Raw genomic sequence first — 13,314 nt, 5'->3', positions numbered from 1 at the left:
ATCAGCAATGACTCAACTTCTCATCCACCGGCCACCGGACACGGCCCGCCCGCATCGGCCCAGAGTTTGAACTGGGTCACGAAGATATCGTGCGGCACCGGCACCGGCGCGCGCCCTGCCCCGGGACTCCAGCCCCAGAGCACCAGTTTGTCCTCGCTGACGTGTTTGATCAGCGCGGCGAAGTCCCGGTCGCCGTTGCTGGCGCGGTCCTTGATCATTGCGCACAAGCGATCCGGCGGCAGACCGATCCAGGCCATCTTGTGGGCGGCAGGCGGCAGGCTCCAGTGCGGCGCGCCCGGTGGCGCATGGGGGCCATAACTGGCCGGCGGATTGCTTTCGGCGTGACAGGTGGCGCAGGGCAAACCGGCGGCGCCCTTGCCGTCCATGCCGCGTACCACGTTCATCGCGTGGGGGATGCCGGCGTCGAACTGCAACGGCGAATCGCCGGGAATGTGACAGTTCTGGCAGCGCGGGCTCTGGAAGACTTTCTGCACCGTGCTGAAGGCCTTCAAGGCTTCCTGATCGTCAGCGAACAGATCCGACGCGTAACCGCCCAGCCCAAGCAGAATCACCGTGCCCAACAACAAATGTCGTTTCATCTCACACCCCCGACAATTGCAGCGGCATTTCCCGCAGGCGCTGCCCGGTCAGGGCGAATACCGCGTTGGCCACCGCCGGCGCCGTGGGCGGTACACCGGCCTCGCCGATGCCGCCGGGTTTCTCGCTGCTGGGCACGATGTGCACCTCGACCAGCGGCATTTCATTGAGCCGCAACACCTGATAGTCGTGATAGTTGGACTGCACGACATGGCCGTCCTTGAGCGTCAGTTTGCTGTGCAGCGCCATGCCCAGGCCGAAGGTGATGCACGATTCCATCTGCGCAGCGATGCTCTGCGGGTTGACCGCAATCCCGCAGTCCACCGCGCAGACCACGCGATGCACGCGGATCGCCAGATTGTCCTGTGACACCTCCGCCACCTGCGCCACGTAACTGCCGAACGATTCGTGCACCGCCACGCCCAGCGCATGGCCGTCCGGCAGCGGGGCTTTCCAGTTGGCCTTCTCCACCGCCAGATTCAACACGCCGAGATGCCGGGCATGATCCTTGAGCAGCGTTCTTCGGTACTCCACCGGGTCCTTGCCCGCCGCCGTGGCCATTTCATCGATCAGCGACTCCATGACAAACGCGGTGTGGCTATGACCCACCGAACGCAGCCACAGCACGTTGATCCCGGTGGTCGGCGAGTGCAGATCGACCTGATGATGGGCCAGGCCCTTGATGTACGGGCTGTCCGAAACGCCTTCGACCGACGTCTGGTCGACGCCGTTCTTGACCATGGTTTTCTCGAGCATGGTGCCGGCCATGATCGATTGCCCGACCAGCACATGCTGCCAGGCCAGCGGCAGGCCGTCGGCGCCGAGGCCGATCTTCGCCTGATGCAGAAACATCGAGCGGTAGTAGCCACCGCGAATATCGTCTTCGCGCGACCACACGGTTTTCACCGGCATCGCCGCAGCCTTGGCCACTTGCACCGCTTCGGCGACAAAGTCCGAGGTCGGGTTGGCCCGCCGGCCGAAACCACCACCGAGAAATTCGGTGTGAATCTCCACCTGCTCCGGCTTGAGCCCGGTGATCTTGCCGGCAACCATCTGATCCAGCGTCTGGAACTGGGTGCCGGTCCAGATCTCGCACTTGTCGGCGCTGATCTTCACCGTGCAGTTGAGCGGCTCCATCGGCGCGTGGGCCAGGTATGGCACGCTGTATTCAACATCGATTTTCTTCGCTGCCTTGCCGAAGTTGCCCTTGGCATCGCCGGCCTGCGCCGCCGAAGTGCCCGGCGTGGCCGCCAGTTTGCGGAAACTCGCCAACAGCTTTTCACTGCTCAGATCAGCGTTCGGCCCCAGGTCCCAATCGACCTTCAACGCATCGCGACCGAGTTTTGCCGCCCAGTAATGCTCGGCGACCACCGCCACACCGGTCGGCACTTGCACCACTTTGTGCACGCCGGGGATCGCCAACGCCTCAGCGCCTTCGAAGGATTTTACCGTGGCGCCGAACGCCGGCGCCCGCGCCACCATCGCCGTCATCAATCCGTCGAACTGCACGTCCATGCCGAACTTGGCGCGACCGGTGATTTTCTCCGGGGTGTCGAGGCGTTTGGTGGGTTTGCCGATGACTTTCCAGTCCTTGGCTTCTTTAAAGGTGATCGACTTCGGATCCGGCACCGGCAGTTGCCCGGCGGCGTCCGCCAGTTCGCCGTATGTGGCGCGGTTGTCGCCGGCAATCACCACGCCGGACTCGGTGCGGATCGTCGACGGTGCCACGTTGAAACGCTTGGCCGCCGCTTCGATCAGCATCTGCCGCGCGGTGGCACCAGCGAGGCGGTAGCGGTCGAACTCCATCCAGGTTGAAGTCGATCCGCCGGTAATCTGCATCCCGCCAAAACCGGGCATGCCGTAATCGGCTGCCGAAGCTGGCGAGTGCTCGACGCGGATCTTCGACCAGTCGGCGTCCAGCTCTTCGGCGATCAACATGGTCAGCCCGGTCCAGATGCCCTGGCCCATTTCCGAATGGCCGAGCAGCACGGTCACGCTGTTGTCCGCTGCAATCCGCAGGAACGCGTTCGGCGCAAACACCTTGCCTTCGTTCTCGGCTGCCTTGGCAAAGCGATTGCCGCCGGGCACCACGAACGCCACCACCAGACCACCGCCAAGCACGGCGCTGCCCTTGAGAAATCCGCGACGGGATACAGGACTGTTCATCACTCACCTCCCCTCGCTCAGCCGATGTCGGCGGCACGTTTGACCGCCGCGCGGATTCTTGGGTACGTGCCGCAGCGGCAGATATTGCCGGAGAGCGCCTGATCGATATCGCTGTCGGTGGGTTTGGGGATTTTCGCCAGCAACGCGGCGGCGGACATGATCTGCCCGGACTGGCAGTAGCCGCATTGCACCACGTCCAGTTCGGCCCAGGCCTGCTGCACCGGGTGCGAACCGTCGCTCGACAGGCCTTCGATGGTGAGGATCTTCTGGCCATGGGCGACGGCCGTGGCCGGGGTGATGCAGGAGCGCAGCGGTGCGCCATCGACGTGCACGGTGCAGGCACCGCACTGGGCCATGCCGCATCCGAATTTGGTACCGGTCAGGTGCGCGACATCGCGCAGGACCCAGAGCAACGGCATGTCCGCGGGGACATCGAGCTCCTGATCCTTGCCATTGATGTTCAAGGTCAGCATCGGGGACTTCCTCAGACTCACGGTGTTCTGAAGGGCGCTGCTACAGCTCTCGATGGCCGTGCGCGCCTCGGCTTATCCCTTTCAGCTAAGCGCATTTTGACCCGACGACCAGCCGCTGCGACCACCGGTCATGCAGCACCGTTCGGGAATTCTTCGATCAAAGTGCCGACTTTGCTCCTACAGTTGATCCGGTTGTCATCGCAAGACCTGCCCCTTCACACTTTCCAGGAGTCGCGAACATGGGATATGTCACAACGAAAGACGGCGTCGAAATCTTCTACAAGGACTGGGGCCCGAAAGACGCCCCGGTGATCCACTTCCACCACGGCTGGCCGCTCAGCGCGGACGACTGGGATGCGCAGATGCTGTTCTTCCTCGCGCAGGGCTTCCGGGTCGTGGCCCATGACCGACGGGGTCACGGGCGCTCGAGCCAGGTCTGGGACGGCCACGACATGGATCACTACGCCGACGATGTGGCGGCGGTGGTCAATCATCTGGGGACGCAGAGAGCCGTGCACGTCGGCCACTCCACCGGTGGCGGCGAGGTGATTCACTACATCGCCCGGCATGGCGAGGATCGGGTATCGAAAGCCGCGATCATCAGCGCCGTGCCGCCGCTGATGGTGAAAACCGAGAGCAGCCCCGGCGGTTTGCCCAAGTCAGTGTTCGACGATCTTCAGGCGCAACTGGCGGCCAATCGTGCGCAGTTCTATCGCGACGTGCCCAGTGGGCCGTTTTACGGCTACAACCGCCCTGGCGCCAAGCCATCGGAAGGGATCATTGCGAACTGGTGGCGTCAGGGCATGATGGGCGGCGCCAAGGCGCACTACGACGGCATCGTTGCCTTCTCACAGACCGACTTCACCGCCGACCTGAAAAGCATCTCGATCCCGGTGCTGGTGATGCACGGCGACGACGACCAGATCGTGCCCTATGAAAACGCCGGTGTGCTGTCGGCGAAGCTGCTGAAAAACAGCACGCTGAAGATCTATCCGGGCTTCCCCCACGGGATGCCGACCACCGAGGCGCCGACGATCAACGCGGATCTGCTGGCGTTCATTCGCGGCTAATAGTGGCCGGGGTCAGGCGCCCTGCCTGACCCCGGTTACTCTTCGGTTCGCCCCGTTCTCTCGCGATCACGCACGTAGTGTCGGGCCAATGGGAAGGCCGGCAGCCACGACTCGCGACGCACCGTCCACAGCTCATAGGTGGGCTGGAATTGATCCGGCGCATCCAGCGCGCCCAGATTCACTTCGACTTCATCGCCACTGCGGCCAAACACCGACGAGCCACAACGCGGACAGAAATGTCGCCCGGCATAGTCACGGGTCTCGCCGCTGATCGTCACCGCGTCCTCGGGAAAGATCGCCGACGCGGCAAACAGCGCGCCATGGTGTTTGCGGCAATCCAGACAATGGCAAACGCCAACCCTGTAGGGTCGCCCCGACGTCTCGATCCGCACTTCGCCGCACAGACAACCGCCGGTCAATCGGTCCATGGGACACCTCGCCTGAAAATGGAATATCCGGTGAGTGAAAATAGCAGCCCATTGGGGGAACGCTTACAATCGTGGCTCATTAACACTATCCAGGCAGACCTGTCCTTTCATGGCGCTCGATCCTCTCACGATGCTCACCATTTCCACCGCCCTGGCCGCGGCGGCCGCCCTGTATCTGGCGGTCGAATGGCGCAGCATCCGCGAACCTTCCCTGCTGTTCTGGAGCGCCGGTTTCGCCACCATCACCGTCGGTTCGAGCCTGGCCCTGTTGCGCGCCAATGGTTATCCGCTGATCGGCATCTGGTTCGCCAACGGCCTGCTGGTGGTCGCGCACTGGCTGTTTCTGCTTGGGGTCGCGCGGTTTACCCAGCAGCGCTTGTCACGCGCCTGGTACTTGATGTTCCTGCTCTGGCTGGCGTTGCTGCTGCTACCGGAAGATCCGTCGTGGTCGAAGATCATGCTGATGGCCAACTCGCTGCTGGTGGCCGCGCTGATGCTGCGGGCCAGCCTGTTGCTGCGTCCGCACGGCAAATCGTTGAGCGTCGGCGCAGTGCAGTTGCGTTATGTGCTGCTGATCCACGGCGCGTTCTATTTCGCCAAGGCGATCATCGCGGTGATTCCCGGCACGCTGATCGATCTGGCGTCGCTGCGCGGCGAAATCATTCAGATTTCCCTGGTCGAGGGTGCGATGGCGATCATGCTGATCGCGCTGTCGATGACCGGCACCGAGCGCTACCGGCGTGAAAAGCAGATTGCCGAACTGGCCGCCCGGGATCCGCTGACCGCGCTGTACAACCGCCGCGCCCTGGAAGTCCGCGCACCGCGCCTGCTTGATGAAGTGTCCAGCGCCCGCCCCGGCGCGCTGCTGCTGATCGACATCGACAACTTCAAACTGATCAACGATCTGTACGGCCACACCGCCGGCGACCGCTTGCTCATCGCCCTCAGCGAAATGATCCGCGCGGTACTGCCCAAAGATGCGCTGGCAGCACGGCTGGGCGGTGACGAATTCGTGATGCTGCTGGGCGATGCGTCGCACGCACAGATCATGGTGCTGGGCAGCGCGCTGCGCGAACAGTTTCAGCAGATGACTTCCCAGACCTACACCACCCCGCAAGCGGTCACCCTGAGCATCGGTGCCAAGGTGTTCGATCAGCCGCCGCTCAGCCTCGCGGCGTTGATCGAGCAAGGTGACAGCGCGCTCTACGAATCCAAGCGCGGCGGTCGCAACCGGATTCAACTGGCCGACTACACCTGACCTATCCTTGCCTGCATCCCGCGATCCCGGAGCCCGTCATGTCCTCGCCTGAATCCACCCTCCTCCAGAGCTGGCATCACAACGCCCGGGCCTGGACCGAAGCCGTGCGCAGCGGCGCCATCGAGAGTCGCCGGCAGGTCACCGATCAGGCCATTCTGCTGGCGGTGATGGGGCGCCAGCCGGAGCGCGTGCTCGATCTGGGATGCGGCGAAGGCTGGCTATTGCGGGCGCTGGCCGAGCGAGGATTCGATGCGGTCGGCGTCGACGGCGATGCGACGCTGGTCGAGGCCGCGCGGGTGGCAGGTTCATCGCCCGTGCATGTCGCCAGTTACGAAGATCTGGTTGAGGCGAAGGTCGACATTGGCCGCGACTACGACCTGATCTGCGCCAACTTTTCCCTGCTGCATCAGGACATCATTCCGCTGCTCGCGGCGATGAATGCCCTGCTCGTGCCCGGCGGTGCGCTGGTGATCCAGACGCTGCATCCGTGGTCGGTCGCGACCGGTGATTATCAGGATGGATGGCGGGAAGAAACCTTCGACGGTTTTCAGGGCGAGTGGCAACCGATGCCGTGGTATTTCCGCACCTTGTCCAGTTGGCTGAATGCGCTGGACATGGCCGGCCTGCAGTTGACCGGCCTGCGCGAGCCGCAGCATCCGCAAAGCCCGATGCCGCAGTCGTTGTTGATGATTGCCGAGCGTCGCGGATAAAAACCCTAGAGCCTCGGCTTAAGCAGGATCCCGGTGTAATGCCGCAAAAACAGCGCGAACCCCGCGCACCAGAGCACCACGGACAGCCCCAGCCCCAGACTGGAAAACGGCACCAGCAACACCCGGCAACCCGCAGCGATCAGCACCAGCGCAAAGCCCAACACCATGCCTTTGGAAGGCTGTAACAACCGGCCGGTATGCCCAAGGCTGACCCGCGCGATCATCGCCAGAATCAACCCACCCACCCCGCCGACCGCCAGCGCATGAGTCGCCAGGCTTTGCTGGCCGATCAAACCCAGATGCCACAGCGCCATGGCCCAGGTTGCCAACGCCATCCAGCCGTAAGCCAGATACAACGACCAGAGCAGCGGCACCCGCCACATCCCGCGATCATGCCAGCGGATCAGCCGCATCAACTGCAAACTGCCGGTCAGCACAAACAAGCCTGCCAGCCACAGCCGGGGTGAATCATTGAGGCCTGCCGCAAAAGTGACTGCGGTCAGCAGGCTGCCGATCAACAGCAAGCGGGTTGGCAGTGGGTTGGCGGCCGGCGCCGGTGGACGGTTCAAGCCGCGCTGGATGAAGAACGGAATCACCCGCCCACCGATCACGGTCATCAGCGCTGCCACCAGCCACAAAGCGCCCAGAACACCCTGGCGTTGCAGGCCGGCGTCGTCGTTGTACAGGCCAATCAAAGTCAGCGCCTGACAACCCGCCATCAACCCGAGCACCAGCACAATCGGGTAATTGTCGCGTTTGCGCGCGGCGATCAGGTCCCGCGCCAGCATCACCGCCAGCAGCGGCAGAAAACCCCATTGCAGCGCAAGAATCAGCCCGGTCGGCAACGGCAGCCACCAGGCCACACGTCCGAGCAGCCAGACCGACACCAGAGCGATCAGCGCCCCGCCGCGCACTCCGGGAATGCCGGTCCAGTTGGGCACCGCCGTCAGCAGAAACCCGGCAACGATCGCCGCCGCGAAACCGAAGGGCATTTCATGTCGATGCCACGCAAGCATGCCGCCCGCCGGTTGCAGATCGAACCAATGTCCGTAAAGCCACAGACCCCAGATCAGGATCGCCAGCGCGGCGAATCCGGCCCCGGCCAGAAACAGCGGCCGAAAGCCCAGGCTGAACAGCGGCGCATCGGCGAGTCTGCGCATGTTCAAACCACCACGGCGGCGTGATGTGGGCCCAGCCGATATTGAGACAGGAGCCGCATCACATAGCCGATCTTGATCAGCGTCGGGCCAACGATGGTCATGGCATGCATCGCCACCAGCAACGCAATCGGCATGTGGCCCTGATACAGATAAGCGCCGTAGATCCCGGCCAGCAACATGACCAGACCGGCGACGAGCACTTTGCTCGACAGGTGCAGAACGTTCAGCGGATTCTCGAAGAAAGTGAACATGTTTCGTACTCCTGAGCGGATCAGTTTGTACGATTGATGTATCAATTCGTGTGCCAGATTTTTTATCTTTAAAGATCAGCTAGATAAGCCATAAGAAGTCAATATGACTCGACCCAGAAAGAGTCACATCGACTTCAGTGATAGTCATAAAGACAACAATCGCCTTCAGGGTTGCTTTGCGTAAGCCCCTCTGAAATCAGAGAACTCACCGGCACCCTCCACTTGCACCGCTCCGTCGAGCAGTCGCAATCGATAAAGTGGCTCGGCGATCTGATCCTGACCGATCACCAGATTGCCCGCCTGCAACGGCCACTGCCGAGTCTCCTGGCGGGGTGGTTTGCCCGGTTGCGTCACGGCCATCTGGATCAACGCCTGCTCACCCGCACCCTTCTCGGTGGCCGGCACGATTTTGATCGTCAGCCACGCCGATCGCTCGTCCGGCGCCATCATCACGTAACGTCCTTCACGCTGATCGCCCGTGGGCGTCTGAAACTTTTGCGGTGCAACCCGGAACGCCGTCGGTCGCGCTTCGAAGATCAGAGACTTGTCGCCGTCGTGCCATGTCCCGCCCTGGAAACCGTGCTCATCAGGCTCACCCGCCACATACCAGTCGCCGGTGACACGGCCCTGGGCGTCCAGCTCATGCAGCAACACAGCTCCGTCATCGTAGGTCTCGCCCACCAGTCGGATCGGTTGGCCATTGCCCGTTTTCGTGTAACGAACCTCGCCAATGTAGACGCCACCCAGCATCTGCCACCACAGCTCGAATGGGATCTTGCCATCGAGCTTGCCCCGCAGCATCACCGGCGCTTCACCCACGGGCCCTTCAAGGCGACGCTGTTCCCGCCATTTGCCTTCCTTCAATTCCCGCTGCGTGACGTCGGTATAACCCGCCGGCATCAGCGGGCTGCCTTCCGACGGCCGCTGTGCCACCTCGATGATTTCGGTCACCTTGACCGGCGAATTGTCCTTCACCTGCCAGGTACTGCTCTGGCGCCAGCAGCAACCGCTCTTCGCGTGTGTGACAAGGTGGCGAGCGGCGCCATCGACTTCAAACAACCCCAGATACGGTTCGCGAGTCAGCGCCGACAAAGCCTTGTTCGGCACCAGCACCGGGCTCGACGGCTTAAACAGATAGACGTCGTAGGATGCCGCGCCGTAGCCACCGTCGTTACCGTTACGGAGCGCCAGATCCTGGTGTCCATCGAAATTGAAGTCGCCAAACACCACCAGACGTTGCTCGTCGCATCGCAAGGCCTTGGCTGAATCGTTGAGCGGAACCAGGTCGACGGCATCGGCCGTGTCGATTCGTTGCAACACTTCGCCACTGGACTTGTCGCGCAGGATGACTTGTGCCGCCACTGGTTCGAAGTTCTGCGTCGGTGGATGCTCGATGGTCACATCGACGCTGTACCTGTTTGCCGGATCCAAGAGCTGACAGCTCAAAGGTTCGGCACTGGCCGACGCGGCGGCAAACAGGCAGAAAAAAATCCATGTACGAGAGGCAACCATGATGCAGAGCGTCCTTGCGGCAAAATCGGGGCGGCAAGTCTAACGACAAACGTTTTTGGGCGCACTTGTCGATCTATGGCGCCTACGACCCGCTTCGGACTGACTACGCTTTTAATCCAGCGTGTCTAACCTGCCGAGGATGACTGCCATGCAACGCTTTCAAAAGCTGACCCCGTGCCTGTGGTTCGACGATCAGGCGGAAGCTGCGGCGAAGTTTTACTGCTCGATCTTCGATCACTCGAAAATCACCGCCCTCACCCACTACAGCAAGGTCGGCCAGGAATTCCACGGGCGCCCGGAGGGCTCGGTGATGACCGTCAGTTTCGAACTCGACGGCCATACCTTCACCGGGCTCAATGGCGGGCCGATGTTCAAGTTCAATGAGGCGATCTCGTTTCAGGTCAATTGCCAGAACCAGGAAGAAGTCGACCACTTCTGGGGCAACCTCAGCGCCGGCGGGCCGGTGGAAGCCCAGCAATGCGGCTGGCTCAAGGACAAGTTCGGCGTGTCATGGCAGATCGTGCCGGTGCCCTTCATGCACATGATGACCGACCCCGACCAGACCAAGGTCCAACGGGCGATGCAGGCCATGTTCGGGATGAAAAAAATCGACATCGCCGAACTCGAGCGAGCCTTCGCCGGCCAGAGCTAATACACTCGGGCACTGGCCTGCCGAGAACCCCAACAATGAAACACGCTGCCGCCAAGAACCCCGAACAAGCCCCGCGCTTCTGGCGCGACGACGCCCTGCCCTTCATCGAAGCGCGGGCCATCGCCGATGGGCGCGAGGTCTGCTATTCACGGCACTCCCACGCGCACTTTTCCATCGGCGCGATCACCGCCGGGCGCAGCACTTACGTGCATGAGCAATCATCTTTCGAAGTGACGGCCGGCACCGTGGTGCTGATAAATCCGGGGGACGTGCACGCGTGCAACCCGATCGATGACCAGCCGTGGTCGTATTTGATGTTGTATGTGGAAACGCCCTGGCTGACGGATCTGCAGCATCAGCTGGGGTTCAGCGCGGAGCTTGAGTTTCGGCGGTTTGCCGATACCCATTTGAATGACGCCCACCTGTTTCGCGACTTGAATGCGTTGTACGGCGTGCTGGTCGACGAACAGCAAGACGTGCTGCGCAAACAGAGCGCCGCCGTGGAGTTTTTCAGCGACCTGCAACTGCGCCTGAATCCTGTCGAACCACCGTTGCGCGAACCGAACTTCAAACTCGAACGTGCCGCCGAATTCATTCGCCAGCATTGCACCGACCTGCTCAGCCTCGACGACATTTGCGCCGCCGCCGAGCTGTCACCGTCCTATTTGATTCGCGCCTTCAAACAGCATTTCGGCATGACGCCCCATGCGTTTTTGGTCAACCAGCGCATTCAGTTTGCCCGAGAGTGTCTGAGGCGCGGGCAGTTGATTGCGGATGTGGCGCTGGAGGCGGGGTTTGCCGATCAGGCGCATTTTCAGCGGGCGTTCAAGCAGCATCTGGCGGCTACGCCGGGGCAGTATCGGGGGTGAAGAAAAACGGCCCGCATCGTTGCGGGCCGTGAGGGTAATGGGCGAAGCCATTGGTCATGGCTTTGCCGCAGGTAAATAAATGCGTCCCCTTTTAGTCCCGTCGCAATGAAATGTTGTCTATCACAAGCCAGTCACCCGGAGAGTTCTCGATCTCAATTCGGATGATTCCCGCTGCAGCGAAAACAAGCTCGAATACGTTGTTCAAGGTCAGTTGCAGATTTCTCTGTCCGAGGAGGCCGTTTTGACCGTAAAAGTACACCTTGTTGGTGCTGGTATTTGTAGCCCCATACCAGAACGACACATGAGCGCACGGAAATGCAAGGGTCAACGAAATGCGCTGCGCAACTGCATCTTGATACCCAACATGCAAAGCGTTCCCTTCTGTTTTTCCAGGAATAGTCAAAAAACCATCGCTTACTGATGTCACACCCGCAGTCCCTGCTCCCCCGATATGCTTGATTGTCATTAATGGCGTTTGAATCGTTTGCCCAAAACCTATGAACTGTCGCGGTACAGCCTCAAAGTCTTCGATAAGTGATTGCGCCACTGCCTTGATCGTATAGACCCTATCCGGAAATTCCTCTGCCGTCGCCCTGACATTGGTCATGTCCATCGACACTGCAAACTTCACGAGCAGTGTGGTGGCATTTCCGAGTTGCTTGAGGAAGCTGTTCACCAACGTTTGAAGCCAGAAACCCTGACTGACCCAAGTCGGATTGACTCGCGCCGGCAAACCATTCCACAAGGGCAGAATAACCACATTACCGTTCGGGTCCTTGCCTTCCAGTGATAGCCAGCACGGCATGCCGTCTGCAATCAGTGTCCAGAGCAAAGCGTGAATCCTGGCGTTCTGGGTACCCAGCGCGATAACGTCCAGCACGTTGTTCGCATCCGCTTCCAGAATTTTTGGCGGGATCAGCGCCGTGGCGGGCAATGGCAGGATATTTAGTGGCAAGACTTGCGATGAGGTCTCAACACCGTTGCGCTCGATTACATAGGTGACCTTGACCATTTTACGCAAACTGTAGGCCAGCACCGAGCGTGGTACCTGAAACTTCAGGCCCGCACTGACCAGCTGTTGCGCACTGTTGAATGAGGCCCCGGTCGCACTGATCGCGCCCTCCCATTTGACACGGATCCTGTCGCTGGGCAGCAAAGTGCCCACAGGCACCACTACCTCGACATTCTGCAAGGTCGGATTGAAGTTGTTGCCTGTCTGCCCCGTGACGGAGGGGGGCAGTAAAACAAGTGTGTTGGCGGTGATAACGATGGAGGTCGTAGGCGACACTCTGAGGTTGTTCAGTTGATCTTTTATGGTGGCGCTCACTGTACGAGTACCGTCACCGATCTGCTGGAGGTCAAGGGTCGTCAGGTTGTAGGTGACCGGGTTGGCAGGATGGACATAGGGAATGGTTTTACTCCATGAGCCTATGGTCAGTCCCATTTCGTCAAATTGGCGCGGGTCGCTCCGGGTTAAAGTGACGGTAGGCGACTGCCCCGGAACAATGCTGGGCGGATGGCTGACCGTGATACCGGAGACCGGGTTGTTGAACAGCACATTCAGTATCGGGGTGGATTGATCTTTATTACCGCTGACCCGGGTGACTTCGTAGTACAGCGTATTGAGGCCATCCTTGAACACTCCCCAAGGAGCGTCCATAAAAATGCGGTCGTTCTCTTCGCCCGGCTTGATAAGCTTGATCACGGATGTCGCCAGGCTGTTGACCCACAGCCTTACGGAGTCACCTGCTGTAAAGGAGGTGGAAAACAACCTGACCGCGTCGATCACAATGAAGAGATTGATGGTTGGCGAATAAATGCTCTGGGAAATGCCGAGATCGTAGGTTTTCGGCGGTTGCAGGTTTTCTTCTGCGCCCGGGATTGCCATCGGATACAGCTGGAGCAAGGCGGTGATCTGTGTCGAATTGACGTTGATGCTCATGTTGCTCTCCTGGCGTGCGATAAATAGCCATCTTCGGGACGAAGTTCATGACACCGCGAAAGAGGGGCATCGTCACCTGTCAGATCTGACAGGTGAGCGTGATTTCAAGACGAATGGTCATCGGTAAACGGTTTCCTGCAGACGCAAAAACGGCCCCGTAAAGGGGCCGTTTTGGTTTCAGCACTCAGACGCGCGGCTCAGCCGCCACCTCAAGATTATCCAGCGC

Annotated in this window: 13 protein-coding genes; 5 read left to right on the top strand and 8 right to left on the bottom strand. The window is 60.8% G+C overall.

All coding sequences use genetic code 11. The annotated features are described in order from the left end of the window. Positions 1–20: 20 nt before the first annotated feature. Genes GQX66_RS01415 through GQX66_RS01405 form a run of 3 tightly spaced genes read right to left on the bottom strand, consistent with a single transcriptional unit; the run spans position 21 to position 3,236 of the window. On the bottom strand, positions 21–599 hold the full coding sequence (locus GQX66_RS01415; protein WP_085748403.1) for a hypothetical protein: 579 nt from the start codon (positions 597–599) through the stop codon (positions 21–23). A gap of 1 nt (position 600) precedes the next feature. Then, complete coding sequence (locus GQX66_RS01410; protein WP_085748404.1) at positions 601–2,763, bottom strand: xanthine dehydrogenase family protein molybdopterin-binding subunit; 2,163 nt, start codon at positions 2,761–2,763, stop codon at positions 601–603. A 17-nt stretch (positions 2,764–2,780) separates the two neighbouring features. After that, on the bottom strand, positions 2,781–3,236 hold the full coding sequence (locus GQX66_RS01405) for a (2Fe-2S)-binding protein (protein ID WP_007956954.1): 456 nt from the start codon (positions 3,234–3,236) through the stop codon (positions 2,781–2,783). A gap of 239 nt (positions 3,237–3,475) precedes the next feature. Between GQX66_RS01405 and GQX66_RS01400 the strand changes: the two genes are divergently transcribed. Continuing rightward, a complete protein-coding gene (locus GQX66_RS01400) occupies positions 3,476–4,306 on the top strand; it encodes an alpha/beta hydrolase (protein WP_240865482.1) in 831 nt (276 codons plus the stop codon). 35 nt (positions 4,307–4,341) lie between these two features. Here GQX66_RS01400 and GQX66_RS01395 read toward each other — a convergent pair whose 3' ends face one another. Beyond that, entirely contained in the window at positions 4,342–4,734 is a 393-nt protein-coding gene (locus tag GQX66_RS01395; RefSeq protein WP_240865469.1) for a GFA family protein, read from the bottom strand. Positions 4,735–4,843: 109 nt separating this feature from the next. On the opposite strand from GQX66_RS01395, the gene GQX66_RS01390 reads away from it, so the two are divergent. Continuing rightward, positions 4,844–5,992, top strand: coding sequence for a GGDEF domain-containing protein (locus GQX66_RS01390; RefSeq protein WP_240865467.1), 1,149 nt, complete (start codon positions 4,844–4,846; stop codon positions 5,990–5,992). A gap of 38 nt (positions 5,993–6,030) precedes the next feature. Then, positions 6,031–6,702, top strand: a complete 672-nt coding sequence (locus tag GQX66_RS01385) for a class I SAM-dependent methyltransferase (protein ID WP_085748408.1) — start codon at positions 6,031–6,033, stop codon at positions 6,700–6,702. Positions 6,703–6,707: 5 nt separating this feature from the next. On the opposite strand, the gene GQX66_RS01380 is transcribed toward GQX66_RS01385, so the two are convergent. From GQX66_RS01380 to GQX66_RS01370, 3 genes are all read right to left on the bottom strand, one after another. Beyond that, entirely contained in the window at positions 6,708–7,862 is a 1,155-nt protein-coding gene (locus tag GQX66_RS01380; protein WP_129973680.1) for an NnrS family protein, read from the bottom strand. 2 nt (positions 7,863–7,864) lie between these two features. Beyond that, positions 7,865–8,113 (bottom strand): transmembrane sensor/regulator PpyR, encoded by a 249-nt coding sequence (locus GQX66_RS01375; protein WP_085748410.1) that lies wholly within the window; start codon positions 8,111–8,113, stop codon positions 7,865–7,867. Between the two features lie 165 nt (positions 8,114–8,278). Further along, complete coding sequence (locus tag GQX66_RS01370) at positions 8,279–9,625, bottom strand: FG-GAP repeat protein (RefSeq protein ID WP_129973679.1); 1,347 nt, start codon at positions 9,623–9,625, stop codon at positions 8,279–8,281. 148 nt (positions 9,626–9,773) lie between these two features. On the opposite strand from GQX66_RS01370, the gene GQX66_RS01365 reads away from it, so the two are divergent. After that, complete coding sequence (locus GQX66_RS01365; protein ID WP_240865464.1) at positions 9,774–10,277, top strand: VOC family protein; 504 nt, start codon at positions 9,774–9,776, stop codon at positions 10,275–10,277. Positions 10,278–10,312: 35 nt separating this feature from the next. Continuing rightward, positions 10,313–11,146 carry an AraC family transcriptional regulator gene (locus GQX66_RS01360; RefSeq protein ID WP_240865462.1) on the top strand — a complete coding sequence of 278 codons (834 nt, stop codon included), beginning with the start codon at positions 10,313–10,315 and terminating at the stop codon, positions 11,144–11,146. Positions 11,147–11,237: 91 nt separating this feature from the next. Here GQX66_RS01360 and GQX66_RS01355 read toward each other — a convergent pair whose 3' ends face one another. Next, on the bottom strand, positions 11,238–13,088 hold the full coding sequence (locus tag GQX66_RS01355) for a hypothetical protein (RefSeq protein ID WP_240865455.1): 1,851 nt from the start codon (positions 13,086–13,088) through the stop codon (positions 11,238–11,240). Positions 13,089–13,314: the final 226 nt, after the last annotated feature.

The organism is Pseudomonas sp. B707 (assembly GCF_022496685.1).
GTDB classification, from domain to species: Bacteria; Pseudomonadota; Gammaproteobacteria; order Pseudomonadales; family Pseudomonadaceae; genus Aquipseudomonas; species Aquipseudomonas paraglycinae.
This window is presented reverse-complemented; position numbering and strand designations above follow the sequence as displayed.